This is a genomic window from Paeniglutamicibacter sp. GQ140 (assembly GCF_059759235.1).
This window is the reverse complement of the sequence record NZ_JCAXDW010000003.1, coordinates 289160-313281: the sequence shown is the minus strand read 5'-3', so window position 1 is coordinate 313281 and position 24122 is coordinate 289160. Positions and strand designations below refer to the sequence as shown.

Genomic DNA, 24122 nt, shown 5'->3' with positions numbered 1-24122 from the left:
CTGGCTCAAAGACCAAACGGCACCGATCCATTCAGCTTTCCGGCATCATCGCTTGGTTTCGTTGGGATGTTTCGTGTGCACTTGCTCGATGTAGACGTTGTGGCCCACGGTGTAGAACCAAAGGCGGGCGTCGCCCTTCGCCGTGGGCTTGTGCTGCCATCGTTCATGCGTGGACCCATCACGTTTCACCATGCCCAGTTCGCCTTTGAGCCGATAGTTCGTGGGCGTACTCACCATCGGTGTACGCGTCAAGAAGTCCCAGGTGTCTACCAGGGAATTCCGGGTCGTCGCTTTCAGGTCATTCCAACCACGTGCAGCCTGAGTCGTTGCGAACCAAATGTCAAATTCGCTTTTCTTCGTCGGGCGCTCGACCTTCTCGCCTTTCGCCATACGCTATGGACGCTCGACTTTTTCGGCCGCGTCAAGCCACTCCACCGGAGCCTTGCCAAGGCCGGCAGCGATGGCAGTGGCGGTTTCACGCCAGGAGGTGAGCTCTGCAATGGCCAGATGGGGCTGGTTTGTGGCAAATGATGCACGAGCAGCCGTCAAGATATCGTGGACGCAGGCTTCCTGATCGACGGGGCCCAGGGCGAGCATCCACGGGTAGCGGTCGGCCATGCGGCCGACAAGCGTTCCTTCCGTGTCCGTGGATACAGCAACGAGCTGGGCGGCGAGTTCCAGTAGTGCGGTACGCGCCCGATCCGCGCTCCCGGACATCAGCACCAGGGACTCACCGTCACGACGTGTGACCTCGACAGGATGATCTGCTGCGGCCGCGAAGACATCGGCGGACCCGCGGCTCAGCTCCGATGACTGAAACGTGGTGCGGGATAATTCTCTTGTGCTCATGCGCCCACTCTAACTCAGAACGTGTTCTGAATTCAATGGCTAGTCTAGTCATGAGCCCTACTAAACCGTGGCGGTTTTCGGCACTATTTCGCCACGAAGGGCACCCGCGGACCTGCCCACGGCCCCGTCACAGTTTGTTCGGACAACGAAGCAATGATCTGTAAACAACTTTCCCAGTTCGGTCCGGGCCCTTTCCATCAGCCAATTAACGGCTTTGTTGCCGCACCCGACACGGTGCGGTTCTGGACGCCCATGCGCGGCCTCGTTGGTGTCTGCGGGACGGGAATGGGCCTCGAAAAGGACGGACAACCCTAGAAATCTCCCACAGAGCCCACAAACAAAGAATCCCGCACCGTCTTCACGACGATGCGGGACACTTCATTTGGGTGCTTAGGCCTCGAGCACGACCGGGACGATCATGGGCTTGCGGCGCAGCTTGCGCGACACCCACGAGCCGATGACGCGGCGGACGATCTGCTGCAGCTGCTGCGTGGTGTGCGTCGGGTTGTTGCGCACCGCATCCTCGAGGGCCTCGGCGATCTTGGGCTTGATCTCGTCAAACACATTGTCGTCCTCGGCCACGCCGCGGGCGTGGATCTCGGGTCCGGAGATCAGCTTGCCGGTCTGGCGGTTGATCACCGAGATGATCGAGATGAAGCCCTCCTCGGCGAGGGTGACGCGGTCCTTGAGGTCCTCGTCGGTGATGGTGCCGACCTTGGAACCGTCAACGTAGACGAACCCGCAGTCGACCTGGCCGACGAGCTTGGCCACGCCGTCCTTGAGGTCCACGACCGAGCCGTCCTCGGTGAGCAGCACGTTCTCCGCCGGCACGCCGGACTGGGCGGCCAGGCGGGCGTTGGCGATCAGGTGCCGGGTCTCGCCGTGCACCGGCATCACGTTCAGCGGCTGGACGATGTTGTAGCAGTAGAGCAGCTCGCCGGCCGAGGCGTGGCCGGAGACGTGGATCTTGGCCATGCCCTTGTGGATCACGTCCGCGCCCAGGCGCATCAGTCCGTTGATCACGCGGAACACCGAGTTCTCGTTACCCGGGATCAGCGAGGAGGCCAGGATGACGGTGTCGCCCGGGCCGACCTGGATCCGGTGGTCGCCGGTGGCCATGCGCGAGAGCGCGGCCATCGGCTCGCCCTGCGAACCGGTGGACATCAGCACGACCTTGTTGTCGGGCAGCTTGTCCACGTTCTTCATGTCCACCAGGATCCCGGCGGGGATGTGCAGGTAGCCAAGCTTCTCGGCGATGGTCATGTTGCGCACCATGGAGCGGCCAATGAAGGCGACCTTGCGTCCGTGGACGGCGGCGGCGTCGATGACCTGCTGCACGCGGTGCATGTGCGAGGAGAACGAGGCGACGATGATGCGCTTGCGCGCACGGCCGAAGAGTGACTCGAGCACCGGGCCGATTTCCTTTTCCGCGGTGGTGAAGCCGGGGACGTCCGCGTTGGTGGAGTCGGTCATGAACAAATCCACGCCCTCGTCGGCCAGGCGGGCAAAGTGGCGCAGGTCGGTGATGCGGCCATCGAGCGGCAGCTGGTCCATCTTGAAGTCGCCGGTGTGCAGCACGGAGCCGCCCTCGGTGCGGATGAACACGGCCAAGGCGTCCGGGATCGAGTGGTTGACGGCAACGAACTCGGTCTCGAACGGGCCGAAGGTCTCCACGTCGCCCTCGGCAACCTGGCGCAGCACCGGCTTGATGCGGTGCTCCTCCAGCTTGGCCGAGATCAATGCGAGGGTCAGCCGCGAGCCGATCAGCGGGATGTCGTTGCGCAGGCGCAGCAGGTACGGCACGGCGCCGATGTGGTCCTCGTGGCCGTGGGTGAGCACGACGCCCACGACGTCGTCGAGGCGGTCCTTGATGTAGCTGAAATCGGGCAGGATGACGTCCACGCCCGGCTGGTGCTCCTCGGGGAAGAGCAGTCCGCAGTCGACGATCAGCAGCTTGCCGTCGATTTCGAAGACGGCCATGTTCCGCCCGATCTCGCCAAGGCCACCGAGCGGCACGATGCGCAAGGTGCCCGGCTTGAGCTTGGGCGGAAGGTTGTGGAGCACCGTATCGGTGGCCACGGTGGAGGAATCGGTCATGAATGAATTACCTTTCTAGATCTCCCATCCGCCCTCGCGCAAATCGGTGCGGATGGTTTCGAGTTCCGTTTCCGACGGTGCCACAAGTGGCAGTCGGACCACGGTGTTCGGCAGGACTCCCTGCCAGTTAAGAATGTGTTTTGCCGCAACGGCGCCCTGGACGTGGCCCATCACGGCGCGCTGGATCGGGTCCAGCTCGAAGTGCGCGGCGCGGGCGGTGGCCAGGTCCCCGGCGAGCATCGCGTCGACCAGGATGCGGTACTTGGCGGCTGCAACGTGGGCGGTGACCGAGACGACGCCGACGGCGCCCGCTGCCATCAGCGGCAGGGTCAGTCCGTCGTCGCCCGAGTAGACGTCGAGGTCGGTGTTGGCCAGCACGGTGGTGGTGGACTGGTAGTCCGCCTTCGCGTCCTTCAGCGCCACGACCAGCGGGTTCTTCGCCAGCTCGATGATGGTTTCGGGGGCCATGGCAATGCCGGCGCGTCCCGGGATGTCATAGAGCATCACCGGCAGCTGCGTCGCCGCGACGATGGCCTCGACATGGGCGATGACACCGGCCTGCGAAGGCTTGTTGTAGTACGGGGCCGTCACCAGGATGCCGTGGACCCCCGCCTCCTTGGCCGCCAGCGAGAGCGTGATGGAGTGCGCGGTGTCGTTGGTGGTGGAGCCGGCCAGGACCTTGGCGCGGTGCCCCACGGCCTTGACGACCGTGGCGAACATGGCAATGTTTTCCTCGTCGCGCAGCGTCGAGGTTTCCCCGGTGGTGCCGGTGACGACCAGGCCGTCGCAGCCCTCGTCGACCAGCTTGACGGCCAGCTTGGCGGCCGCATCGAAGTCGACCTCCCCGTTGTCCTTGAAAGGGGTCACCATGGCGGTGAGCACCGTTCCGAAGGTGTAGTTCTTGCCCGGGGTATGCAACGCAGATTCAGCCATGGTTCCAAGGTTACACTTTGCACGCACGAAGCCTTGATTCGGCACATGCGTTTAGGCTGTAAACATGACGCAATTCTCCTCCCGCGCCACGTCCCGCCGTGCCCCGGGTTCCGGCGGCACCGGGAGCCGCACCCGCATTGCCGGGGTCGACGCGGCCCGCGGGCTGGCGCTGCTGGGGATGGTTGCGGTGCACATCATGCCGCTGCGCATGCTCGATGCCGACGGGTCCCCCGCCGCCACGTGGGCAGCGGTCTTCTTCTCCGGCCGGGCCTCCGCGCTCTTCGTGGTGCTGGCCGGGGTGGGCCTCGCGCTGCTTTCCGGCGGCTCGGGGAGCATCGGCGCGCCCAGGCTAGCGGGCATCCGCCGCGCGGTGGCGGTGCGGGCGCTGCTGGTCTTCGTGATCGGCCTGGGGCTGGGCATGCTTGACACCAATGTGGCGGTCATCCTGGTCCACTACGCGGTGTTGTTCTTGTGCGCGATCCCGTTCCTGGGGATGCGCGCCCGCACGCTGGGCTTCTGGGCGGCCGGCTGGCTGGCCCTGGCCCCCTTCGCCCTGCATCTGGCCCGCCCCTGGGCCGCCGGGCTGCTCGAGCCGCACCGGCTCGGCGCCTCCCCGCTGCCCGAGGACCTGTTTACCCCCGCGGTGTTCCTGGCCGACCTGCTGCTGACCGGCTACTACCCGCTGCTGGCCTGGTTCGGCTTCATCCTTGCCGGCCTCTGCGTGGGCCGCCTGGCGCTCGAGCGGCCCCCGGTGGCCCTGGCCGTCGGCGCGGCGGGCGCCGCGCTCGCGGTGGGGGCCAAGGCCCTCTCGGCCTGGCTGCTGGACCAGCCCGGCGCGCTCGCCTCCCTGGCCAGGGCCGCGGGGCTGGGCCGGGAGGAACTGGCGGTGGCGCTGGTGACCGGCCAGCGGCTGGGCAACGCGTCCGACAGCCCCTGGTTCCTGGCGGTCTCCGCCCCGCATGCGGGCACCCCGCTGGACATGCTGCACGTGGTCGGCTGCGCGCTGGCGGTGCTGGGGGCGGCGCAATTGCTGTGCATGGCCCTGTCCGCGCTGCTCGGCCAGGTGGGCGAGATGCTGCTCTGGCCGCTGACCGGGGCCGGCGCCGCAACGCTCACGCTCTATGCGACGCACCTGGTGGCCCTGGATCTTTTCAGCGACGTCTCCGCCCCGCTGCCGCGCACCGGGTTGTTCATCGCCTACGCGGTGGGCTGCCTGCTGGCCGGGCTTCTCTTCAAGTTCCTGGGGCGGCGCGGGCCGCTGGAGGCGCTGGTGCATGGCGTTTCGACCACGTTGTCGCGCAGCAAGTAGGCCGGTGGAAGACCGGCGCGGCTCCCTCGGATGGCCTGGCCGGGGCTACAACGCCATCACCACCAGCGCCGCCAGCGGCAGCGCGCCCTCCCCAACCACGCCGCCGACACCGCTGCCGCGTGGCCTGCCCATGGCCCTGCGGTCCGCCACCAGCAGGACAAGGGCGCCAAGTGCCATGAAGAGGCAGATATACACCACCAGTATCCGGCCCGCGCTTTCCTCCCCCGCGGCCCACAACCACACGCCTCCCACCATGCCAAGGGCAAGAAAGAGGTTGTAGAACCCAACGCAAAACGCCCACAGCCCCACCGCCGGAACATCTGCAGACTCGACGAGGAAGATCCGCCGGTGGACGCCGGGGCGGTGGAAAAGCAGGCTTTCCCAGGCAAACACCACGATGTGCACCAGTGCCGCAAGCAGTGCCAAGACCCAGACGACGGCGGTCATGGTCTCGCTTCCATTCCCTCAACCGTGACATCGTGGCGACCGAGCACCGTTGCCAGCAATTCAAAGGTTTCAGGCTCCGACAGTCCCGCGGTCACGGTTTGGTCCAAGTCCAGGTGGAAGCGGCCCATGCCGGTACCCATGCTGATCACCAGAAACCGGGCCGAGCTGCTCATCACCGTGAAGGTATGCCGCGCTGCCGGCGGAATGGATATCGAGTCGCCGGGCCCCATCTCGGTGGAGCTGTCCCCGACCTGTACCAGCATGCGTCCAGCGAGCAGGTAGTACGCCTTGCCCCACCCCGTCCGGTGGAGGGGTGTCGCGGGACCACGTGGGGCATCTACTTCAAAAAGCTCGTATTCGTTGCCCGTGTGGCCCGCATCGATCTTCACGACCAAGGTGGCATCCGGCGCCCGCAACTCGCGCCCAAGGCCCGCCGCCACGAACTGCATTTCCTGTTTCATGGTTAGACGGTAGGTCCGCACCGGCTCGCTGTCGATCCCATGAATCTGGGGTTTTTTCGGCACTCGTCCGGTGGGATCATGGTGGTATGTGGGAGGGACGTGCCCAATATGCCGGCCGTGAGATCGCGGCCCTCGCCGCAACCGGCATGGGCGTAGGTGAACTGCACGCCGCGGTGATCGAACTGGTCGGTGCGGTCGTCGATGTCGAGCTGACCTGTTGGGCATCCATGGACCCCGAATCCCTGGTCATCAGCGGCATAACCAGCGGACAGAACCGGATTCCGGTTGCCTTCGAACCGCTGCTGGCCGAGGCCGAATACTCAAACAGCGAACCCCACCGGTTCGCGGCCATGGCCCTGCGCGGGGAAACCCTGTCCAGGTCCTCGGACCTTCCGGAATTGGAACGCAGCCGCAGCATCCGGTTCTCAGCGGTGTGGCGCCCTCTGGGCCTGGACCGCGAGCTGCGGGTGGTGTTTCAACGCCACGGGGCCTGTTGGGGGGCGGCCGGGTTGGTGCGTATGGGAAAGGACTTCACGGATCGGGAGGTTGAGTTCCTGTTGGCCGTGGCCCCGGCGATCACGACGGCAACCAGGCTGTGCATACGCTCGGAACTGCAGGCCGGGCCCCCGCCGTCCGGACCCGCAATAGCGGTACTGGATCGGGACGGCACACTTTGCTCACTGACCCCCGGGGCCCGAAGCTGGCAGGAACGCATCGACGCGACCGCCCCGGGCCGCTTCCTGACCATGATGCACGTGGTGGCCATCGGCGCGAGTGGTTCCGCAAGTGGCGAGTTCCGGGCCAAGGTGCGCGATGCCACCGGTAGGTGGGCGATGCTGGAGGCCTCCCCGCTGCTGGGCACCCGGGAAGATTCCGTTGCCGTGGGCATCAAGGAGATCGGCGCGGAGGACCTTGCCGGCCTGATGCCTGCCGCCTATGGCCTGACAATGCGTGAACGGGAAATCTGCACCGAGGTCCTCTCGGGGCTCACAACCACGGAAATCGCGCAGCGGCTATTCATTTCCCCGAACACCGTCCAGGACCACCTGAAGTCCATCTTCGCCAAGGTTTCGGTGCACAGCCGCGGCCAGCTCGCCGCAAGGATGCGCCCCGGCCTTGCACCGGCCGTGCCATAGCTCTCCCGCCGCTCGATCCGCTTCCCATACGCTTCGGAACGGAATCCACCGCGATTCGCCTCGTGCCTGGGCGTGCTTCCACCCCGGCAGGTCATTTCGCCCCGCAGGCAATGAGCGTGTCTTGAAGGCATGGGCGGTCGGCCCCGCTGCCCTGTTCCCGTTCGTGGGCCGGCGCGTTCCGCTGGAGCCCCGGATGCCTTCTGCCTTACGGATACGCTGGCGTGCCGCGTTGGGGTTGTCCATCCACGGCGGACCTCTTCGCCGGGGCAGCAGCAAGCCGCTGTGGGATCATAAGGGTTTGCTCTACTTCAAGATCGGGATGATGGTGCGATGATCGACGACCCCCGCCGGGTGCCCGGTGATCCGCTGAGCCCCCATGAACGTGCCCTGCTGGAGCGCCTGTGCTCGGGCACATGGCGCGGCACCAGCGAGGCGCTCCAGCAGCTGGCCCACGCCCGCTGGGGCGGACTTGAATTCGATGATTGCGAATGCTTCCTGGTCGAGGTGCCCGAGGACCTGGATCTTCCAAGAATTCCCCAGCGCTCGGGCGGGCCGTTTGCCACCGTGGACGTCCTCGACGGCAACACCGCCCTGGGCCACCTCAACCTCTGGGCGGTGGACGGACGACTGCATTCGGTGGACTACATGACGTTCGACGGCCCGGACGAGAAGCTCCCCGCCGTGGAATTACTCGGCGACGAACCCTTCAAAGGCTGAACAGGGCCACGGCCGGGGCTTGGCGATCGAACCAGGCGTTGCGATTCCCGGCTTCCGCCCGTTGCCGGGATTCCTCTGGCCCAGCACTTGCCGTGATTAGCAGAGCTTCCCGACGCCGGTTCGCAGCACCATCGCCCCGGTCGTTGGCATCGAAAGCGAGCCGCTACGGGTCCACCAGCAGCGAGAGCAAGGATTCCCGCGTCGCCGGCCCCACCCTCAGCACATCGAGGATCTCGCGGGTTCCCCCGGCAACTTCCCTAACCATCGGGAGCTTGTCCGCCAACCAGGAGTCCACCGTGTTCGTCGTCCATTCGGCCTGCTGGTCGATGGTGGGTGAATGGTTCGCGACACCGGCCATGGCACGGACCGATGCGGCGTAGTCCGCGGCGACGAAATCCGGGTCCACGCCAGCATTGCCCAAAAGCAGTGCGCAGATCATCCCGGTGCGGTCCCGCCCGGCTGCAGTGGACCAGCACGCCCGGGGTGGATGCGGCAATGGCTTCGAGCGCCGCCCGCACCAGGTGCGGCTGCAGGCGCCAGTTGTGGCTCCAGTATTCGGGGGGAATCCAAAATCGGGAAACACGTCTGACGGAACGCGGGGTCTTCGTGGTCCTCGGTCGGTGTGTGACGGATCGTGAACCCGGCGAGCGCCTCGGCCGGAACCACCGGGTCCGTGGTTTGGGCTCCGGTCTCATAGGCACAGCGCAGGTCCACGATGGTGGACAGCCCCCAGTGCCGGGCCGCGTTCCAGCCCGCGGTGTCGAGTCGCTCCCGGCGCGGCCCCCGTGCCAGCCGGCCCGGGATTGTCGCGCCGCCACCGGCAAGCGATGTCGGCAATCCGCCCAGGTCCCTGGCATTGGGGTACCCGCCCCACGCAAGTTCGGTCATCCAGCCACCCTACGACGTCCAGCGTTCGCGATCCGGAACCACGGGCGCGTCCCTGCGTGCCGCCGCGAGGCTCGGTGCGGGCCTTGCCGATCCCCCGGCCTGGTGGCACCGTGGAGGAATGGTGACCTCGGTGCGTGCCGCAACGGATTTCAACGACGTCCAAACGATGCTGGGCCCGAAGCGGGATCCTGATGCGACGGCGTGCTGGTGCCTGGGCCACCGTCTGGGCGGCTCGGCGAGCGCGGACAGGTTGCGCCGGGGGGCCGACATCGTGCGGGGACTGTGCGCGCAGGACCCGCCGCCCGGGGTCCTCGCCTACGAAGGCGACAACGTGGTGGGCTGGGCGGGGGTGCACCCGCGGGCCGACACGGCGCTGGCGCGCAGCCGCACGATCCCGCACGTCGATGACCTCGAGGTCTGGTCGGTGTGGTGCATCCGGGTGCGGGCAGGTCACCGCGGCCAGGGCATTTCCCACGCGCTGCTGGCAGGAGCGGTGGAATTCGCCCGGGGATCCGGCGCCCCGGCGATCGAGGGATACCCGCTGGACAACCAAGGCGGCCAGGCGGATCGCACCTCCGCGTACGTCGGCACCCGTGCCCTTTTCGAACGCGCGGGATTCGCGAAGGCCGCAGACACCGGCTCGGTCATTGGCGGCTACCCGCGCGTGTTGATGCGGCTTGACCTGCGCTGAGGAGGCAGCGGCGCCGTCGACTTCCAGTAGGTCGGAATCCCCCCACGATGCCGCCCGGACCGCAGCGGTGTGGGTGTGTCGTCTTCCGCGGCGTGAAGTCATGATGAAGCCGAGTCCTGCGTTTCGGGCGCCAGTGGCCTGCGCGGCCGGGACGGGCGTCACCCGGGCAGCGACGTGGCGCCGCGGACGGTGAGCGGGCTCTGGACCGACAGGGAAACCCGGCGGTCGTCGTCGTCGGCGGCGGTCCACGCGATCTGCACGATCCACTCGCCGTCCGGATCGGCGAGGCGGTAGACCGTGATGAACGGCATCGTTCCACCTTGGTCGACCGTCGGCTCCGCCGTCCAGCGCCGGTCCAGGAGGTACGTGCCGGCCGCGCCTGCCGCCTCGGCGGGCGTCGCGTCGGTGGCCACCTCGACGGTCGACCAGGTCGTCCAGAAGGCGGTGTCGAGCTCCCTGCGGCCCAGCGCATTCTGCTCGCCGATCTGCGGCTCGGAGGTCATGCCGACCTCGGATGCCCCGTTCCCGGGAACGTGCCCGAGCATCCCCGCGTGGATCTCCTCGGCGCGGTCCGTGTACTCGTCTAGCCGGCTCTCCACGGCCGGTGTCGAACACCCCGCGAGTGCCACGGCCACCATGATGATCACGCCGAACCAGGCCCCACGCAACGTCCGCATGCCACCAAGGTAGCATCCGACGGATCCCCTGCGCCCGAAACCGGCTGCTTGGAACACACACTGCGTCAGTCCGGGCGGCCGGAACCGCGTTGAGGAGGCTGCGGCAGCCGAATCAGAGTCGGATGAGCAGGGTGCCCTCGTCGAAATACGGTCCGGCCGGAACAAACCCGAGACGTTCGTAGAGCAGCCGCGCGGGGTTGCCCGCCTCGACGCTGAGGCTGATCGCGGGCAGGGCCAGGGATCGTGCCTGCCCGAGGATGGCGGTGATCAGCCGGCTCCCCAGTCCGCGGCCGCGCTGTCCCTCGGCAACCCAGACGCAGAGTTCGGGGATCGACTCGTCTACAAAGCCGTAACCGGGCGCGGCCGCTGAGAAGTAGCGCAGCCACACGACGCCAACAGGTGTCCCGGCCGGGTCCTCGGCGACGAGGCCGAAGTCGTGGGGCCCGGGCCACCACGTGAAGTAGCGGGCGAAGGTGGGCATCTGCAGGATCTGGTCGAAGGTGAAGCGCGGTCCCGGCCAGTTCGCGTTGCCCACCGTGGCACGCGCCAGCAGATCCTGCTCGTCGTTCCCCAGTGGTCGAATGATGGACGTCTCCCCCGCGTTCATCGTCATGTTTGCAACCCTACCGAGTCGGGGCCGCCCCATCCACGATGTGTCGCACCGCGACGGCCTATTGCCCGGAGATGAGCGTGACGGTCTGCAACAGGCCCGGCACCAGCACCAGGCCCAACAGGCCCGAGGCGATGGCCCAGCCGAGTGATCCCGTAGAGGTGTGGAAAGCATGGCCCGTCGCCGCCGTCCTCAATACGGATCTCTGTTCCTGCGGCGGCAATCACTGCGCGTCCGGCTCCAACACCACCAGCTCGCCGGCAAGATCAGGGAAGATGTAGGCGGCGACCGCCGGAAGCTGCCCCGGGAACGAGCAGTTGATGAAGCCGACCTCGGCCAGCGTTGCGCCCGGGTCGAATGTCGAAAGACGCCCGCGGCTTGGGCCTGTTCCCAGAATTGCAGTTCTGCAAGGTGCAAGATCTTCGTCATGGCCCCAGCTCAGACAGCTGGACTCGCCAGCGGTTCCTGCAAACCGCCTGAAGGGCCATCAATCATGCCTTGGGGGCTATCTACTTACTGTTGGCCAGAGCGAAGGTGTTGGCCATGCGCATCGACCGTGGGGCGCGATTACCATGAAGCCAATCGCGGAACCCGAGGCAGCGATTGGATAAAGCGCCAATGCAAGTGGATGGGTTCCACCTTGTTCTTGATTACCAGATGTCTCGAGTTCCAATTCGACAAAGCCGCTAAGACGGCCACGGACAACAACTGACTAACCTGCCACGGGACTTACACAAGCCCTAAACATCACGATCAACGGATCAAGATCCAGGTTTTCGCGAGCGAGCCTGCTGGTCTCGTTGAGTTGATCTCCGTATACCGCCCCCCAATTGATGAACCAGCTTGCAGAATCCGCCACTCGGTTCAAGAATTCACGCTGCGTTCGACCGTTGCCTTCACGAAACGGGTGAATGTAATTGACGCTGTTGTAGTAATACGAAAGCTTGTTCACGAACGCTCCGTGGTCAAGCCCCTTGAGGTGCTCGTCATCACTGAGTTGCTGGGCGACACTTGCTGCGGCACGCTCAATGAGGAATACGGGACAGAACGGTTCATTGTCGGCGCGGGCCAAGTCAGTGATCCGGATCGTCCCAGCCCAAGAGAAGATATCGCCGAAAATATGGCGGTGTATCCCTTGCATCTCCCGAAGATCCCGCGTCGCTGCAATGGAGACACTACCGTTTAGCAGCTGCACCACGCGGGCAGCCACGAGATCAGCTTCGACAGCTGCAAGTTGTTGACGCGTAGTTGCGCCGACGAGGTTCCTGAGTATCCCGGTTGCTGGGTCCAGGTAGGGGTCGGGCGCCGAACTATCGAAGTCAGTCGAGCCCAAACCGAGCACGTGCTTTGCGTACCAGTTCTTCAGATGTCACTTTTCCGGCGACATAATCTTCGGAATCTGCGCGGAATTCGTCACTGACTTCAAGGCCTTCAAGGCTCATGCTGTGGGTCGCAGCTTCAACCCAGGCAGATCGCTGGTCAGCAATGGTCATGTCGTTTCCTTTCCGCACCGCACTGGCGCAACGTCAACAAAACTTACCACCGATCCTTAGACAGGAGATGCAGACGGGAGCACCAATCGGGCTAACGATTCAATTCTAAGCCGGGTAGGTCGATCGGCCGCCGCTTGCCCCATGACCCACAACGCGAGGAAATACTGTGCGCTAGAGCCGTGAGACGGGCTCCTTGACAGAGACGAAATGGACAGCCGAGTCGAACGCCGCGGCTAGGTCGAACACGAAGAGCAGAAGGATGACGCCGGCGCAGCTCTCGGTTTCCAGTTATGCCTGGAGTCCCAACTCTGGACCGCGGCCATCAGCCAGCAAGACAAAAAGAGCCGGGCATCGTCATGAGCGCAGAAAATCCGGTGGATCTTTTCGATCCACCGGATTCCCTGCGAGCGCCTATTACTTATTCAGCTGCAGCCCCACGAGCACCGGATCGTGGTCCGAGGAGCGGAACTGGTCCGGGGAGAACAGCTGCGCCACGTTGTAGTTGTAGCGGCTGTACTCGTAGGCCACCGACTCGGTGGCGTTGATGTTCCAGATGGTTTGACCGGTGACCTGTGGCGCGACCTCGCTTGAGGCAAGGATGTGGTCAAGGGAGCCGGTGCGGCCTGCGAAGAGGTAGCTGCGGGTGTCCGCCGCTGCACCAAGATCCATGTAGCCGGCCTCGGCCAGGACCTGGATCGGTTCCTCGGCGGAGTAGGCGTTGAAGTCCCCGGCCAGCAGCACCTTGTTGGTGTTGCGTTCCTTCTTCAGTCCCTCGGCGAAGGCCACCAGGGCCTCGGCCTGCTCGACGCGCGCGGCGTTCCAGGCCCCTGCACCGTCGCCCTTGTCGGCGTTCTCCGAGCCGTCCTTCGGGTCCGAGCCCTTGGACTTGAAGTGGTTGGCCAGAACCAGGAAGCGGCTCTTGGAATTTCCGCCGACACTCTGGAAGGCCTGGGCCAGCGGATCGCGCGCGTTGTCGAACGCCGCGTCGTCCAGGATCACCGACTCGTCAATGGGCTTCACCGCGCTGCTCTTGTAGATCATCGCGGTGCGGATGACGTCCTCGTCTGCCGGGACTGCCACGGGGCTGGGCACGAACTTCCACTGCTGCGTGCCGGCTGCCCGGTTAAGCGCCTCCACCAGGGTGCCGAGCGCGTGGTCGCGATCGAGCCCGAAGCGGGCGGAGTTCTCGATTTCCTCCAGCACCACGACGTCGGCGTCGAACTTGTTCAGCGCCGAGACGATCTTGGCCTGCTGGCGCTGCAGGTTTTCCTCGTTCGCGGCGCCGCGGGCGTCGCAGCCGCCGCGCACCGTGACAGGCCGGCCGGCGCGGTCGGTGTAGTAGGTGCAGCAGGAGAGCTGGGTTCCGGTGGTGGTGAAGTAGTTCAGCACGTTGAAGCTGCCGACGCTGACGTTTCCGCCGACCTCGGCCGGCGCCTCGGTGCTGGCCTGGGCGAAGGACGCCGGGATGTCGGCATCCTCGGCCCCGGTGACCTGCCCCTGGGGCTGCAGCCGCCACAGGTCGTAGCGGTAGTCCATGATGACCGGCCCGGTGAAGGTGGCCTGCGCACCGACGCTGACGTGGTGGCCCGCCGAAAGGTAGGGCAGCGGGACCGACTTGTTGTTGTTCGATCCGAGGAAGTTCAGCGTGGCGCCGTCATCCAGCACCAGGGAGCGGCGCTGGTTCTCGGCTTCCAGGGCCTGGGCCCCGGCGCTGCCCGGGGCGAAGGCGTCGGTGGCCTGGCGCAGGGTGCGCTCGCCGGGCAGGATCTCGCTAGCGCCCTCGGCGAGGGTCATTTCGCCGAACTGGTTCAGCGAATAGTTGTCGGCAACAGTCCATTCGCCCTGCGGATCGACGAGCATGGATTCGAAGCGCTCGCGCTCTGCGTCCGAGGAAGGGATGTCGATGGCCAGGGGCTTGACGGCATCGGCCGGCTCGGTGAGCACCGTGACGCCGGAGGCCGAGGCGCTGAGCTGGGTCAGCCCGAAGTATTCCCCGACCGTCCCGGAGACCTCGACGTGGTCGCCCACGGCAACCTTGGCCACCCCGCCTGGCGAGTAGACGAAGATCCCCGAGCTGCCCTCGGCGGAAACCTCGCTTCCGCTGCCCGCACTCTGGACGTAGAAGCCGCGGATGCCGCCCTCGGCGTAGGCGCCGGTGACCACCGCTCGAACGGTGACCTGCTCCCCGAGCATCCCGCTCGCGGCACCCGTGCCCTGGATCGTTTCGATGGACGTCGTTTCGTCGACCGCAGCCGTGGCCGGGGCGATTGCCCCCACGGCCATTGCGGCTGCCAAGGTCACGGTGGCGAAAGCCGCCGTTGCGCTTTTCTTCATGATTTCCCTCGGTCGTCTGTCTCTCCGTGACGCGGTGGCGCACGGGGTCTGGCCCGATCAGATTCGATCACCGGGAAATGAATTCGGCATGAATGGCACTTGAACCGCGCCGACGCCCTTCACCGGGTGGCCATTGAACCATCCAAGTCCATGCCGTGTGCCACGTCTAGATGATGGGCTGCCATACCTACGTGCAGAGGAACGGCTTGATGCCACGCGGTCAAGTTCTTGGCGGCTATGCCCGACAAGGGCAGGCCCACACAGGTTCCTTTTCTGGAGGTTCGCAACCCGACGACCAGTGCCAAGACCAGGACTGCCGGCTCGGCATGGGTGGATGGATCATTTGCGGTTTTATGGCTGCGGACGCAACAGCCGTCACATAGCCTGCGGCTGACCTGTTTCTTTCAAGCGAAGGCCCGAATCGGGTCCCAAGCAATGAATTGACACCGGTTACTGCTAGTTTCAGTGCATGAGCGAGCATGATGGAATCGATCCCGACTTCAACTTCTTCGATGACACTCCGGAGGGCAGGGATCCCGACAGTCACAGCCCGACTCTCCGGCGATACCACCAGCTACTGTGGAGCAAGCCTCTACCCAGTGGGCAGCCGTTCGAGCTTCAGGCGGGTCGTGCGCTCTCACCGTATCTTGTGTATGAAGCGAACGGCACGAGAATTGTTCTCGGCAGCGACACGATTGCAACCCGGCATCGGAAGAAGTTGAGTCACCTCTACGCGCAGCTTCCAGACGAGGTCAATGACAGGTTCCTGCGGCGCTCGTACACCATCTGTGGCTTCATGATCTTCCCGGTCTCCCGGGCCAGCCTCAACCAGCGTCGGGGCATTCATCCTCGGATACAGGATCGATGGGATCTGACTCTCGAGGCAATCCGACGCTTTTACGAGGGCGGCGCCAGTCCCTTGGCCGGGACCATTGAACGCCATGAAAACTACTTTGCGCTTTTCGGCTCTTTCGCCGGATTCGTCGATCATTTTCATCTCGGCGACTTCGTGGATGCGAATGGCGCAGTACGCTTCTTACTCCCCTTCGACAACTTCGAATCGCCTGCGTTGCCCTCCGACCTTCCAACATACGCGCGATACCGCTCGGACAACCTGGAATTGTTTGAAGCACGCCGCTTGCGCATCCTGAACGCGATCAGGCAGTAGCCGCTGCATGCTCGCCCCATGACACGGTCCGTCATCTGGGGATTGCGAACAACGTGTTGGGAATCCCGGTCGGAATGTCGACCCGCGTGCAGGCTAGGTATGTATGGAAAGCGTTATTACGGACGAATCTCAGTCCCCTCACAATTTGCTTGACGTTGTCGAACCCCGGCCGTCAAAGAAATATGCCCCCTGGTGCGGTTCGGGAAGAACCGCTCCAGGGGGCATCGATCGTGCCTCGGGCCTGCCTACTTGCTGTCGGCCAGGTAGAAGCCGATGGCCGTGCGCATCGATTCGCGGGCGCGGCGCCGATCCCCTGCGGCGTCGTAGGCGAGGGCCAGGCGGTGCCAGGACTTCCAGGACGCGGGGTTGGCCTCGGCCTCTTCCTTGTACTGGACGAAGTCCTCGTCGGCTGCGGCCTTGACGATGCGCCCGGAGGGCGTGCGCGGCAGCGTGTCCTCGGGCAGCAGGCCCTCGGCGGCCAGGATCGCGGCCATCTTCTGGGTGCGGGCGCCGAAGAGCACCTCGCGGACCAGGATCCACACCCCCACCAGCGGGACCACCAGGGCGGCGACGCCGATGACCTTGGCGATGGGTTCGTCTGCGGAGATGAAGCGGACCGCCGAGCCAAACGCGGCGACCAGGTAGAACACGAAGAGCAGCAGGATGGCGCCGACCCAGATCTTGGTTTTCATGTTTCTCTAGCGTCCCAACTCGAGGTAGCCGTCAAGGCCGTAGACCAGCCCCGGGCGCGAGGCCACGGTGCGCAGGCCCAGCAGAACGCCGGGCATGAAGGAGGCGCGGTCGTAGGAGTCGTGGCGCAGGGTGAGCTGCTCGCCGGCCCCGCCGAGCAGGACCTCCTGGTGGGCGACCAGTCCGCGCAGGCGCACCGAGTGCACGTGGATCCCGTCGACCACTGCGCCGCGGGCGCCGTCCAGCTGGGTTTCGGTGGCGTCCGGGCCCGGGGCCACGCCTGCGGCGGCGCGCTCGGCGGCAATGAGTTCGGCGGTGCGGACCGCGGTGCCCGAGGGGGCATCGACCTTGTTGGGGTGGTGCAGCTCGATGATTTCCACCGATTCGAAGTAGCGTGCCGCGGTGGCGGCGAAGGCGCTGGCCAGCACCGATCCCAGGGCGAAGTTCGGGGCGATGAGCACGCCGGTTCCGGGGTGTTCGGCCAGCAGCGCCGTCAGGGATTCGCGCTTGGCGTCGTCCCAGCCTGTGGTTCCGACCACCGCGTGGATGCTGTGTTCGACGGCGAAGCGCACGTTTTCCTCGGTGCTTGCCGGCACGGACAGGTCAACCACGTGCGTGGCCCCCGCCTCCAGGATGGTTTCCAGGGAATCCCCGCGGCCCAGCGCGGCAACCAGTTCCATGTCCGTGGCGGAGTCGACGGCCTTGACGGCCTCGGCCCCCATTCGTCCCGATGCGCCAATCACGGCGACTTTCAGTGGTGCACTCATGGCTTCCAGCTTATCGGGAATTTGGCGCCGGCACCGCGTCGGTGACCGGCGCCACGAGCGCGGACATGGTGGGCTGCATTACAGCCGGGCCCCTGCCGGGATGGTGCTCCGAGATGTGGCCCGGCGGTCGACAGGGAAGAAGCGGGGCAGCAAAAAGGCCGCCGGAAAATACTGACGTGGATTCCGGCGGCCCCTCGGTGGTGTTAGCTGGCGTCGACGACGTTCCAGCTGCGGTCCTCGCGGTTCCAGGCCACCGAGGCGTCGCGCAACTTGCGCAGGGACTTCAGGACGTCGCGGTTGATGGCCGGGTGCCCGTTTTCGTTCGTGTAGACCCACTCATCGCCGAAGGCCTCCGCGATGCGGGGCACCAGTGCTTCCTGGTGGACGGTCTTTTCTTTGTGAATCGCGTCAAGGATCCACTGGGCAATTTCTGGTGCATTGGTCATCTACTCAGGGTACCGGCGCGCAGGACGCACCACACAACGCGCGCCGGTTGGGACGCCTCGGGCTCAGGCGCTGCCCACCCATTCAACCTCGCCGTCGGCGAAGAACTGTTCCTTCCACACCGGGACGTGGGCCTTGACGGTTTCCACCAGGTCGCGGCAGGCGTCAAAGGCCGCCCCGCGGTGGGCCGCGGCGGCGGCTGCCACCAGGGCGGCGTCCCCGATGCGCAGCTCCCCCACCCGGTGTGCCGCCCAGAGGCGGGTCCCGGGGTGGCGGGAAGCTACCTCTGCCACCAGTTCCACCATCCGCGCCGGGGCGCTGGGGTGGGCGCTGTAGGTCAGCCGCAGCACCTCGCGGCCGCCGTCGTGGTTGCGCACGATGCCGCCGAAGGTGACCACGGCGCCGGTGTGCTCGGACTCCACCGCGTCCCAGGCGGTGTTGGCGTCGATCGGGGTGTCGCTGATCCCGGCAAAGACCGCTTCGCCGGGGGCGCCGGGTGCGCTAGTGGACATGGCCGCCCTCCAGCTGCTCGCAGATGTGGGTCAGCAGCGGGGTGAGCACCGTGAGCCCGTCCATGACCCCGGAGGGGGAACCGGGCAGGTTCACGATGAACGTCTCCCCGGAGATGCCCGCGTACCCGCGGCTCAGCGCGGCCATCGGCGTCTTGGCGCGGCCCTCGGCGCGCAGCGCCTCCATGATGCCCGGGACCATCCGGTTCAGCAGTGGTTCGGTTTCCTCAGGCGTCATGTCATCCGGGCTCAGCCCGGTGCCGCCGGAGGTGATGATGACCCGCGGCTTGGACAGCAGCAGGCCCTGCAGCGCCGCGCCGACGGAGGGCCCGTCCGGCACGATGATGGCGGGGATGACGTCGAAGTTCTGTTCCTGGAGCCAGTCGGCAATGACCGGGGCGCTGGCATCCTCGTAGATGCCCAGGGCGGCACGGGTGGATGAGATCAGGATGGCGGCCTTGCGTGGGGCCCCCAGTGGTTCGCAGGCGCTCATGCGCTTATTTCTCCTTCGGGGTTCGGAAGTTGTTTCGGGGTGATGTCCCAGGAGCCGGACTTGCCGCCGGACTTGGCCAGCACGCGCATGTCGGTGATACTCGCATGCTTGTCGACGGCCTTGATCATGTCATATAGGGCCAGGGCCGCGGTGGACACCGCGGTCAGCGCCTCCATCTCGACCCCGGTCACGCCGCGGGTCTTCACCGTCGCGACGATCCGCACGGCGTCCTGCGCGTCCAGCCCGAAGTCGATCACGACCTTGGAGATGGGCAGCGGGTGGCACAGCGGGATGAGTTCGGAGGTCTTCTTGGCCCCCATGATCCCCGCGATCCGGGCCACGGCGAGCGCGTCCCCCTTGGGCATCCCGGAGCTAGTGATCAGCTTCATGACCTCCGCGGTGGTGTGGACGAAGGCCTCGGCGGTGGCTTCCCGGTTGGTCTCGGCCTTGGCGCTGACATCGACCATGTGGGCGCTGCCGTCGGCGCGCACGTGCGACAGCGCCGCACCCGCAGGTTCGACAGGCGGTTCGGGGGTGGTTTCACGGGTCATGAGCCGTCTCCAATGATCAGGATCTCCACGCGGCTTCCCGCGGGCAGGGTGGTGGTGTGCTCATCGACGAGGATGAAGGCGTTGCTGGCCGCCAGGGCGGCCAAAAGGTGTGAGGAGGCCCCGCCGACGGGGGTGACGGTGCCGTTAGCGTAGCTTCCGCGGCGCACCTGAAGCTTGCCGGGCACCGAGTCCAGGTCGGCGGCGAGCGTGGCGGTGGCCCGGGCGCGTTCGGGCAGTCCCAGGGCGGCGGCCAGCACCGGGCGCAGGAACATCTCGAAGCTGACGTAGGCGCTGACCGGGTTGCCGGGCAGCGCGATGAAGGGCACCGGGTCGCAGCCGGACAGGGACAGGATCCCGGAGCCCTGGGGGCCGCCGGGTTGTATGGCCACAGAGCCGAACTCCACGCCGTGCCCGGCGAGCACGGCCTTGACCACGTCAAAGGCGCCCTTGGAGATGCCCCCGCTGCTGAGCACCAGGTGGTAGTCCCGGTCGCTGGCCTTCAGCGCCGCCCGCAGGGAGGAGGTGAACTGTTCGGGCGAGTCATCCAGCACCCCAGCGGTCGTGACCTCGCAGCCGGCGGCGGCCAGGGCGGTGTGCAGCAGCGTGGTGTTGGCATCGTGGATCTGCCCCGGGCCCAGGGTTCCGCCCGGTGCCACCAGTTCGTCCCCGGTGGACAGCAGCAGCACGCGCGGGCGGGCGGTCACGTTCAGCTCGGCCAGCCCCAGCCCCGCGGCAACGCCGAGCGCCGTGGGGCCCAGCCTCGTCCCGGCGCCCAAGACCACCGTGCCCTCGGCGATGTCGCTGCCGCGGGCTCGGACGTAATTGCCCTCGGAGCTGGAGTCGGGCAGCACCACAGTGCTTCCCTCCGCGAGTTCCGCGCTTGTGGGAAAACTGTCGGGGGCTGCCGCCTCGATGGGGATGACGGTGTTGGCACCCTGCGGCATCGGGGCACCGGTCATGATCGGTGCCGCAGTCCCCCGCGCCAGGGCCGTGGCGCCCTGGCCCGCGGCGATGGGCGCGACCACGCGCAGCGGGCCGGTGCCCAGGTCCGAGGCATTGACGGCGTACCCGTCCATCTGGGAGTTGTCCCAGGGCGGCAGGGCCCGCGGGGCCACCAGATCGGAGGCCAGGTTGCGGCCCAGCGCATCGTCCAGAGGCACCGGCTCGCTGCCCGGGGATCGCAGGGCGGTACCGAGCAACGCCTCGATGGCGACTTGGTGCGCGGCGACGCTGCGACGGAATGGTGGTCTCATGCCTTCCATCCTAGGTCGCAACCGGCAAGGGAGGATTCCCGAGGCCTGGGAATGCCAAGCTCCGACGGGTAGCGGGACCATGGGCACCGCGGCAAACTGCCACGCTCTTTATTTCCAGGCTTGCTCGGCTGTTCCACCCACGCGAGGAACCGAGCTTCCGTTCAAGCAGGAAAGCGACATTTTCCCTTGCCCGCGGTCTTCGGACATTTCCACACGAATTCGTTTGGCAGCGTCCCTTTGATGTTGCGTTCGGGGGTAGCTGGGACCCGATTGCGGTCATTGGGGATCCACCGTCCTGCGTAGCCGCGCCGTTTTGCGGGACACCGCACCGACCACTGCCCGGGGCATTCGGCATGTGCTGCGGCATTTACGCTCGTGGACAATTTTATACAATCGACTGCCGATGGAAGGCGAACCTCCACGGCAGTCGCAAGGGCCGATCACGAGCGAGCAAGGGCACCGCAGGCAAGAAACCCAAGTGCGCCGTCTTCGACCTCGCATTGCGCCGGCTGATTGCCTCGAAGCAGAACGGCGCGAGGATTGACGGCGTGCCGGGCATGATGCATCCGTTCGTCAATCTACAAGATGCATACTAACCACATGAGCCAACCAAATGAACCGCTCCCCACACTCCTCGATCAAGTCTCCGGACAAACAAATGTGACATACGGTGATTTAGCTTTGATAGGTGCAGCACTTTTGACAACTGTGACGACGGTGGCCCAGCTGGGCTGGGCTTCGCCTGGAAGTAGCCTTGATTACAGTTCTAGAGTGTCGGACTCTCACAACATGATCGTGCGTGACTTCATCGCGTGGACATCCCACCGAAAGTCCCTTGCGGACGGATGCGAAGAACGCCTCCGCGCCTTCGTGGACGAGAGCGGTTGGACCAGACACGTAATAAGTCAAATGGGCAAAAATTTAGAATTCGGGAACTAAAATTAATAGCTCTAGAACCGATCTCAGCAATTATTTATGCAGCGACTACCCGTGGCGCCCATATTGTCGCCACAGGTTAACGTCATGAATCCAAGCAGCCAAGACCTAGGCTCCGAGCAATAGCTATCCGAAACAGCTTGAACCAATCAGAATCCCATTGAATCGAAAATACCCGAGATGAGTGAAGCATCCCGGGCATTTCACAAGCCATTCGAGCGAGACTAGACGCTGAATCGGATTTCCATGGTGTTCCGCTTCATCGCGCAGGGGATCATGTCCATACCCCGGCTTGTCTCTCCGTTGTACGGCTTGCATCGCCGGACCGATGGCCGGCAGTCGCATGTAGCCAGGCACCAAGCCTCAGCTGGACTGCGTGGTTTCCCCTTGGGGGTCGAAGAGATCGTCAATCCTGCACCCAAAGACCGCGGCCAAACGGAAGGCCAGCGGCAATGACGGGTCGAACCGGCCGCGTTCGATGGAGATGACCGTCTGGCGGGAAACGCCGAGTTCGTCGGCAAGGCGCTGCTGGGACCAGCCACGCTCCTGCCGGCGTTCGTGCAGGGAGTTCTTCACGCTCAGCCCCGCTTCTTGGCCATGAGGTACCGCACCCAGGTGCTGAAGAACCCGAGTACGATGACGCCGGTGAGCGCCCAGACTGCATCCAGCTCGTACCCCGTGATGGACAGGATCCCCAGACCCAGGCCGGTCAGCATGATGGTGTCGCGGAAGGCGCCGGCCGTGGCGGTATCCATCCAGGTCGATTCGATCGAATCGTCCGGCTTGTCGATGGCCCCGCGCAAGCTCTTCCTGTCGACAACGACCGCCCAGACCAGGCCCACGAACCCCCAGGACATGACGAGCGCGAACACTCCGGCCATGTATATCGCCTGCTCGCCCTCGGCCACTCCCGTCCAGAGGGTCAGGGCACCGACACCGGAGGCAAGCAGGAGCCCGGTCGGAATGGCGAAGGCCATGGCGGGAAGGCGGCGGCCGGCGAAACGGATACGACCCCAGCGTGTGCGTGTGTCGGTTTCGATACCTGTACTCATGAACACTCCTCATGTAAAGCGTGCTTGACGTGTAAAACTAGCTTGACATGTAAAGCCCGCTTGACGCAAGTGCATGTCGCCGGATCGGTGGCCGTTTCCGCGGAAGCGGACTCGTCGCGTAGCAGCGCCCGGCATGCGGCCCCGGCCGGCGGTGTGCTGTCCGCGAAGGCGGCGCCACGGAGCAGGCAATGTCCAGCCCGGTGGACTACCCTCGATATATGGCGACGAACACAGAAACACCGCGCAGCACCGTCAGCCTGCCCATGCCCACCATCCTCACACCGGCACCCGCAGACGCCCCCGGACTCAGCGACAAGTTCGGCCGACAGGCCACCGACCTGCGCATTTCCCTGATCGACAAGTGCAACCTGCGCTGCACCTACTGCATGCCCGCCGACGGGCTGGCCTGGCTGCCCAAGTCCAAGCTGCTCACGCTGGAGGAAATCACCCGGATCGTGCGCATCGGCGTGCGCGATTTGGGCGTGCGCGAACTGCGCCTCACCGGCGGCGAACCGCTGGTGCGCGTGGACCTGGCCCAGATCATCGCCGCGGTGCGCGCCGAGCACCCGCAGCTGCCGGTCTCGCTGACCACCAACGGGGTGGGGCTGGCCAAGAAGGCAGCGGCGCTCGCCGAGGCCGGGCTGACCCGCATCAACGTTTCCCTTGACACGCTGCACGCCGAGACCTTCGCCAAGCTCACCCGCCGCGACCACATCGACTCGGTGTTCGCCGGCATCGACGCGGCCCTGGCCGCAAACCTGGCCCCGGTGAAGATCAATGCCGTCTTGATGCGCGGGATCAACGACGAGCAGGCCCCCGAGCTTTTGGCCTGGGCGCTGGAGCGCGGCCTGGAGCTGCGCTTCATCGAGCAAATGCCGCTGGATGCGGACCACGTGTGGCGCAAGGACAACATGGTCACCGCCGCGGATCTGCGCGCCTACCTGGAGACCCGCTTCCGCCTGTCCCCGGACACCAAGCCGCGCGACGGCGCACCGGCCGAACGCTTCCTGGTCTCCACGCACGCCGACCCCGAAACCATCCTGGGCGCGGTGGGCATCATCGCCTCGGTCTCCGAGCCATTCTGCGCCGACTGCAAGCGCACCCGAATCACCGCCGAGGGCAAGGTCATGAGCTGCCTGTTCTCCCGGGAGGAAACCGACCTCTCCGCGCTGCTGCGCGACGGCTCGGACGATCGGGCCATTGCCGAGCGCTGGCGGGCAGCGATGTGGGGCAAGCCCCGGGCCCACGGCATGGACCACACCGGGCTGGGATCCAAGGACTTTGTACAATCGGACCGCTCCATGAGCGCCATCGGAGGATAATGCGCATTCGATACTTCGCCGCCGCGGCCCAGGCCGCGGGCAAGACCGAGGAACGCCTCGACCTGCTCCAGCTGCCCGGAGCCACCCTGGGCAGCGTGCTCGAGCACCTGGCAGCCAACACCCCCGCCGCTGCCCCTGTCCCCGACGGGCCGCTGCTGCGCCGCACCACCTCGCTGGCCACGGTGCTGGGGCGCTGCAGCTTCCTGGTCAACGGCGTGAGCGAACAGGACCGCTCCCGCGCCCTGCGTCCGGGCGATGAACTGGACGTGCTGCCGCCCTTCGCAGGCGGATAGCG

At 65.8% G+C, this 24122-nt stretch carries 30 protein-coding genes; 7 read left to right on the top strand and 23 right to left on the bottom strand.

What is annotated here, in order from left to right:
- Positions 1-45: 45 nt before the first annotated feature.
- The 4 genes from AC6CHY_RS06240 to dapA all read right to left on the bottom strand — a co-directional run bounded on the left by AC6CHY_RS06240 (position 46) and on the right by dapA (position 3879).
- A complete protein-coding gene (locus tag AC6CHY_RS06240) occupies positions 46-390 on the bottom strand; it encodes a hypothetical protein (RefSeq protein ID WP_498226100.1) in 345 nt (114 codons plus the stop codon).
- A 3-nt stretch (positions 391-393) separates the two neighbouring features.
- The gene (locus tag AC6CHY_RS06235) at positions 394-849 is read right to left on the bottom strand and encodes a prevent-host-death protein (protein WP_498226098.1); all 456 of its coding nucleotides are present in this window, start codon (positions 847-849) and stop codon (positions 394-396) included.
- 390 nt (positions 850-1239) lie between these two features.
- On the bottom strand, positions 1240-2946 hold the full coding sequence (locus AC6CHY_RS06230) for a ribonuclease J (RefSeq protein WP_498226096.1): 1707 nt from the start codon (positions 2944-2946) through the stop codon (positions 1240-1242).
- 15 nt (positions 2947-2961) lie between these two features.
- Complete coding sequence (gene dapA / locus AC6CHY_RS06225; protein ID WP_217390535.1) at positions 2962-3879, bottom strand: 4-hydroxy-tetrahydrodipicolinate synthase; 918 nt, start codon at positions 3877-3879, stop codon at positions 2962-2964.
- A gap of 64 nt (positions 3880-3943) precedes the next feature.
- Here dapA and AC6CHY_RS06220 point away from each other — a divergent pair, with 64 nt between their 5' ends.
- Positions 3944-5188, top strand: coding sequence for a heparan-alpha-glucosaminide N-acetyltransferase domain-containing protein (locus AC6CHY_RS06220; protein WP_498226094.1), 1245 nt, complete (start codon positions 3944-3946; stop codon positions 5186-5188).
- A 45-nt stretch (positions 5189-5233) separates the two neighbouring features.
- Here AC6CHY_RS06220 and AC6CHY_RS06215 read toward each other — a convergent pair whose 3' ends face one another.
- Both AC6CHY_RS06215 and AC6CHY_RS06210 read right to left on the bottom strand, forming a co-directional pair.
- Positions 5234-5635 carry a DUF1304 family protein gene (locus AC6CHY_RS06215; protein ID WP_217390533.1) on the bottom strand — a complete coding sequence of 134 codons (402 nt, stop codon included), beginning with the start codon at positions 5633-5635 and terminating at the stop codon, positions 5234-5236.
- Positions 5632-6096 (bottom strand): cupin domain-containing protein, encoded by a 465-nt coding sequence (locus AC6CHY_RS06210; RefSeq protein WP_217390532.1) that lies wholly within the window; start codon positions 6094-6096, stop codon positions 5632-5634. Before AC6CHY_RS06210 ends, AC6CHY_RS06215 begins: the two co-directional genes overlap by 4 nt.
- Positions 6097-6182: 86 nt before the next feature.
- On the opposite strand from AC6CHY_RS06210, the gene AC6CHY_RS06205 reads away from it, so the two are divergent.
- Both AC6CHY_RS06205 and AC6CHY_RS06200 read left to right on the top strand, forming a co-directional pair.
- Positions 6183-7232, top strand: a complete 1050-nt coding sequence (locus AC6CHY_RS06205; protein WP_498226092.1) for a helix-turn-helix transcriptional regulator — start codon at positions 6183-6185, stop codon at positions 7230-7232.
- Positions 7233-7562: 330 nt separating this feature from the next.
- A complete protein-coding gene (locus AC6CHY_RS06200; RefSeq protein ID WP_498226091.1) occupies positions 7563-7949 on the top strand; it encodes a hypothetical protein in 387 nt (128 codons plus the stop codon).
- Between the two features lie 163 nt (positions 7950-8112).
- On the opposite strand, the gene AC6CHY_RS06195 is transcribed toward AC6CHY_RS06200, so the two are convergent.
- Positions 8113-8388, bottom strand: a complete 276-nt coding sequence (locus AC6CHY_RS06195) for a hypothetical protein (RefSeq protein WP_498226089.1) — start codon at positions 8386-8388, stop codon at positions 8113-8115.
- Positions 8385-8837: a tyrosine-protein phosphatase gene (locus tag AC6CHY_RS06190; protein ID WP_498226087.1), complete on the bottom strand. Its 453-nt coding sequence runs from the start codon at positions 8835-8837 to the stop codon at positions 8385-8387. Before AC6CHY_RS06190 ends, AC6CHY_RS06195 begins: the two co-directional genes overlap by 4 nt.
- Positions 8838-8955: 118 nt before the next feature.
- Here AC6CHY_RS06190 and AC6CHY_RS06185 point away from each other — a divergent pair, with 118 nt between their 5' ends.
- Positions 8956-9528: a GNAT family N-acetyltransferase gene (locus tag AC6CHY_RS06185; RefSeq protein WP_498226085.1), complete on the top strand. Its 573-nt coding sequence runs from the start codon at positions 8956-8958 to the stop codon at positions 9526-9528.
- A 158-nt stretch (positions 9529-9686) separates the two neighbouring features.
- Here the strand turns inward: AC6CHY_RS06185 and AC6CHY_RS06180 are convergent, their stop codons facing one another.
- The 6 genes from AC6CHY_RS06180 to AC6CHY_RS06155 all read right to left on the bottom strand — a co-directional run bounded on the left by AC6CHY_RS06180 (position 9687) and on the right by AC6CHY_RS06155 (position 14642).
- Complete coding sequence (locus AC6CHY_RS06180) at positions 9687-10205, bottom strand: hypothetical protein (RefSeq protein WP_498226083.1); 519 nt, start codon at positions 10203-10205, stop codon at positions 9687-9689.
- Between the two features lie 112 nt (positions 10206-10317).
- Positions 10318-10818: a GNAT family N-acetyltransferase gene (locus AC6CHY_RS06175; protein WP_498226081.1), complete on the bottom strand. Its 501-nt coding sequence runs from the start codon at positions 10816-10818 to the stop codon at positions 10318-10320.
- Positions 10819-10876: 58 nt separating this feature from the next.
- Positions 10877-11011 (bottom strand): hypothetical protein, encoded by a 135-nt coding sequence (locus tag AC6CHY_RS06170; RefSeq protein WP_498226080.1) that lies wholly within the window; start codon positions 11009-11011, stop codon positions 10877-10879.
- Positions 11012-11527: 516 nt separating this feature from the next.
- On the bottom strand, positions 11528-12025 hold the full coding sequence (locus AC6CHY_RS06165; RefSeq protein WP_498226078.1) for a Fic/DOC family protein: 498 nt from the start codon (positions 12023-12025) through the stop codon (positions 11528-11530).
- Positions 12026-12134: 109 nt separating this feature from the next.
- Positions 12135-12308: an antitoxin VbhA family protein gene (locus AC6CHY_RS06160; protein ID WP_217390527.1), complete on the bottom strand. Its 174-nt coding sequence runs from the start codon at positions 12306-12308 to the stop codon at positions 12135-12137.
- A 414-nt stretch (positions 12309-12722) separates the two neighbouring features.
- Positions 12723-14642 (bottom strand): ExeM/NucH family extracellular endonuclease, encoded by a 1920-nt coding sequence (locus tag AC6CHY_RS06155; protein ID WP_498226076.1) that lies wholly within the window; start codon positions 14640-14642, stop codon positions 12723-12725.
- 469 nt (positions 14643-15111) lie between these two features.
- Between AC6CHY_RS06155 and AC6CHY_RS06150 the strand changes: the two genes are divergently transcribed.
- On the top strand, positions 15112-15810 hold the full coding sequence (locus tag AC6CHY_RS06150) for a DUF6994 family protein (RefSeq protein WP_498226074.1): 699 nt from the start codon (positions 15112-15114) through the stop codon (positions 15808-15810).
- Positions 15811-16055: 245 nt separating this feature from the next.
- On the opposite strand, the gene AC6CHY_RS06145 is transcribed toward AC6CHY_RS06150, so the two are convergent.
- From AC6CHY_RS06145 to AC6CHY_RS06105, 9 genes are all read right to left on the bottom strand, one after another.
- The gene (locus tag AC6CHY_RS06145; RefSeq protein WP_498226073.1) at positions 16056-16502 is read right to left on the bottom strand and encodes a hypothetical protein; all 447 of its coding nucleotides are present in this window, start codon (positions 16500-16502) and stop codon (positions 16056-16058) included.
- Positions 16503-16508: 6 nt separating this feature from the next.
- Positions 16509-17267, bottom strand: a complete 759-nt coding sequence (gene dapB, locus AC6CHY_RS06140; protein ID WP_498226071.1) for a 4-hydroxy-tetrahydrodipicolinate reductase — start codon at positions 17265-17267, stop codon at positions 16509-16511.
- A gap of 203 nt (positions 17268-17470) precedes the next feature.
- Entirely contained in the window at positions 17471-17713 is a 243-nt protein-coding gene (locus tag AC6CHY_RS06135; protein WP_407605638.1) for a DUF6953 family protein, read from the bottom strand.
- Between the two features lie 63 nt (positions 17714-17776).
- Complete coding sequence (locus AC6CHY_RS06130; RefSeq protein ID WP_498226069.1) at positions 17777-18223, bottom strand: molybdenum cofactor biosynthesis protein MoaE; 447 nt, start codon at positions 18221-18223, stop codon at positions 17777-17779.
- Positions 18213-18713 (bottom strand): MogA/MoaB family molybdenum cofactor biosynthesis protein, encoded by a 501-nt coding sequence (locus AC6CHY_RS06125; protein ID WP_498226067.1) that lies wholly within the window; start codon positions 18711-18713, stop codon positions 18213-18215. The genes AC6CHY_RS06130 and AC6CHY_RS06125 overlap by 11 nt, the downstream gene beginning before the upstream one ends.
- Positions 18710-19264 carry a cyclic pyranopterin monophosphate synthase MoaC gene (gene moaC, locus AC6CHY_RS06120; RefSeq protein WP_498226065.1) on the bottom strand — a complete coding sequence of 185 codons (555 nt, stop codon included), beginning with the start codon at positions 19262-19264 and terminating at the stop codon, positions 18710-18712. The genes AC6CHY_RS06125 and moaC overlap by 4 nt, the downstream gene beginning before the upstream one ends.
- Positions 19261-20517, bottom strand: a complete 1257-nt coding sequence (locus AC6CHY_RS06115) for a molybdopterin molybdotransferase MoeA (protein ID WP_254456346.1) — start codon at positions 20515-20517, stop codon at positions 19261-19263. Before AC6CHY_RS06115 ends, moaC begins: the two co-directional genes overlap by 4 nt.
- Before the next feature lie 1299 nt (positions 20518-21816).
- On the bottom strand, positions 21817-22029 hold the full coding sequence (locus AC6CHY_RS06110) for a helix-turn-helix transcriptional regulator (RefSeq protein ID WP_498226063.1): 213 nt from the start codon (positions 22027-22029) through the stop codon (positions 21817-21819).
- Positions 22030-22031: 2 nt separating this feature from the next.
- The gene (locus AC6CHY_RS06105; RefSeq protein ID WP_217391062.1) at positions 22032-22505 is read right to left on the bottom strand and encodes a hypothetical protein; all 474 of its coding nucleotides are present in this window, start codon (positions 22503-22505) and stop codon (positions 22032-22034) included.
- A 263-nt stretch (positions 22506-22768) separates the two neighbouring features.
- On the opposite strand from AC6CHY_RS06105, the gene moaA reads away from it, so the two are divergent.
- Entirely contained in the window at positions 22769-23827 is a 1059-nt protein-coding gene (gene moaA / locus AC6CHY_RS06100) for a GTP 3',8-cyclase MoaA (RefSeq protein ID WP_498226208.1), read from the top strand.
- Positions 23827-24120 carry a MoaD/ThiS family protein gene (locus AC6CHY_RS06095; protein WP_498226061.1) on the top strand — a complete coding sequence of 98 codons (294 nt, stop codon included), beginning with the start codon at positions 23827-23829 and terminating at the stop codon, positions 24118-24120. The genes moaA and AC6CHY_RS06095 overlap by 1 nt, the downstream gene beginning before the upstream one ends.
- The last annotated feature ends 2 nt before the right edge of the window (positions 24121-24122 follow it).

Bases quoted from the DNA above. Each gene is read 5' to 3' on its own strand.
- AC6CHY_RS06240 (WP_498226100.1), bottom strand. From the start codon at position 390: ATGGCGAAAGGCGAGAAGGTCGAGCGCCCGACGAAGAAAAGCGAATTT.
- AC6CHY_RS06235 (WP_498226098.1), bottom strand. From the start codon at position 849: ATGAGCACAAGAGAATTATCCCGCACCACGTTTCAGTCATCGGAGCTG.
- AC6CHY_RS06230 (WP_498226096.1), bottom strand. From the start codon at position 2,946: ATGACCGATTCCTCCACCGTGGCCACCGATACGGTGCTCCACAACCTT.
- dapA (WP_217390535.1), bottom strand. From the start codon at position 3,879: ATGGCTGAATCTGCGTTGCATACCCCGGGCAAGAACTACACCTTCGGA.
- AC6CHY_RS06220 (WP_498226094.1), top strand. From the start codon at position 3,944: ATGACGCAATTCTCCTCCCGCGCCACGTCCCGCCGTGCCCCGGGTTCC.
- AC6CHY_RS06215 (WP_217390533.1), bottom strand. From the start codon at position 5,635: ATGACCGCCGTCGTCTGGGTCTTGGCACTGCTTGCGGCACTGGTGCAC.
- AC6CHY_RS06210 (WP_217390532.1), bottom strand. From the start codon at position 6,096: ATGAAACAGGAAATGCAGTTCGTGGCGGCGGGCCTTGGGCGCGAGTTG.
- AC6CHY_RS06205 (WP_498226092.1), top strand. From the start codon at position 6,183: ATGTGGGAGGGACGTGCCCAATATGCCGGCCGTGAGATCGCGGCCCTC.
- AC6CHY_RS06200 (WP_498226091.1), top strand. From the start codon at position 7,563: ATGATCGACGACCCCCGCCGGGTGCCCGGTGATCCGCTGAGCCCCCAT.
- AC6CHY_RS06195 (WP_498226089.1), bottom strand. From the start codon at position 8,388: ATGATCTGCGCACTGCTTTTGGGCAATGCTGGCGTGGACCCGGATTTC.
- AC6CHY_RS06190 (WP_498226087.1), bottom strand. From the start codon at position 8,837: ATGACCGAACTTGCGTGGGGCGGGTACCCCAATGCCAGGGACCTGGGC.
- AC6CHY_RS06185 (WP_498226085.1), top strand. From the start codon at position 8,956: ATGGTGACCTCGGTGCGTGCCGCAACGGATTTCAACGACGTCCAAACG.
- AC6CHY_RS06180 (WP_498226083.1), bottom strand. From the start codon at position 10,205: ATGCGGACGTTGCGTGGGGCCTGGTTCGGCGTGATCATCATGGTGGCC.
- AC6CHY_RS06175 (WP_498226081.1), bottom strand. From the start codon at position 10,818: ATGACGATGAACGCGGGGGAGACGTCCATCATTCGACCACTGGGGAAC.
- AC6CHY_RS06160 (WP_217390527.1), bottom strand. From the start codon at position 12,308: ATGACCATTGCTGACCAGCGATCTGCCTGGGTTGAAGCTGCGACCCAC.
- AC6CHY_RS06155 (WP_498226076.1), bottom strand. From the start codon at position 14,642: ATGAAGAAAAGCGCAACGGCGGCTTTCGCCACCGTGACCTTGGCAGCC.
- AC6CHY_RS06150 (WP_498226074.1), top strand. From the start codon at position 15,112: ATGAGCGAGCATGATGGAATCGATCCCGACTTCAACTTCTTCGATGAC.
- AC6CHY_RS06145 (WP_498226073.1), bottom strand. From the start codon at position 16,502: ATGAAAACCAAGATCTGGGTCGGCGCCATCCTGCTGCTCTTCGTGTTC.
- dapB (WP_498226071.1), bottom strand. From the start codon at position 17,267: ATGAGTGCACCACTGAAAGTCGCCGTGATTGGCGCATCGGGACGAATG.
- AC6CHY_RS06135 (WP_407605638.1), bottom strand. From the start codon at position 17,713: ATGACCAATGCACCAGAAATTGCCCAGTGGATCCTTGACGCGATTCAC.
- AC6CHY_RS06130 (WP_498226069.1), bottom strand. From the start codon at position 18,223: ATGTCCACTAGCGCACCCGGCGCCCCCGGCGAAGCGGTCTTTGCCGGG.
- AC6CHY_RS06125 (WP_498226067.1), bottom strand. From the start codon at position 18,713: ATGAGCGCCTGCGAACCACTGGGGGCCCCACGCAAGGCCGCCATCCTG.
- moaC (WP_498226065.1), bottom strand. From the start codon at position 19,264: ATGACCCGTGAAACCACCCCCGAACCGCCTGTCGAACCTGCGGGTGCG.
- AC6CHY_RS06115 (WP_254456346.1), bottom strand. From the start codon at position 20,517: ATGAGACCACCATTCCGTCGCAGCGTCGCCGCGCACCAAGTCGCCATC.
- AC6CHY_RS06105 (WP_217391062.1), bottom strand. From the start codon at position 22,505: ATGAGTACAGGTATCGAAACCGACACACGCACACGCTGGGGTCGTATC.
- moaA (WP_498226208.1), top strand. From the start codon at position 22,769: ATGCCCACCATCCTCACACCGGCACCCGCAGACGCCCCCGGACTCAGC.
- AC6CHY_RS06095 (WP_498226061.1), top strand. From the start codon at position 23,827: ATGCGCATTCGATACTTCGCCGCCGCGGCCCAGGCCGCGGGCAAGACC.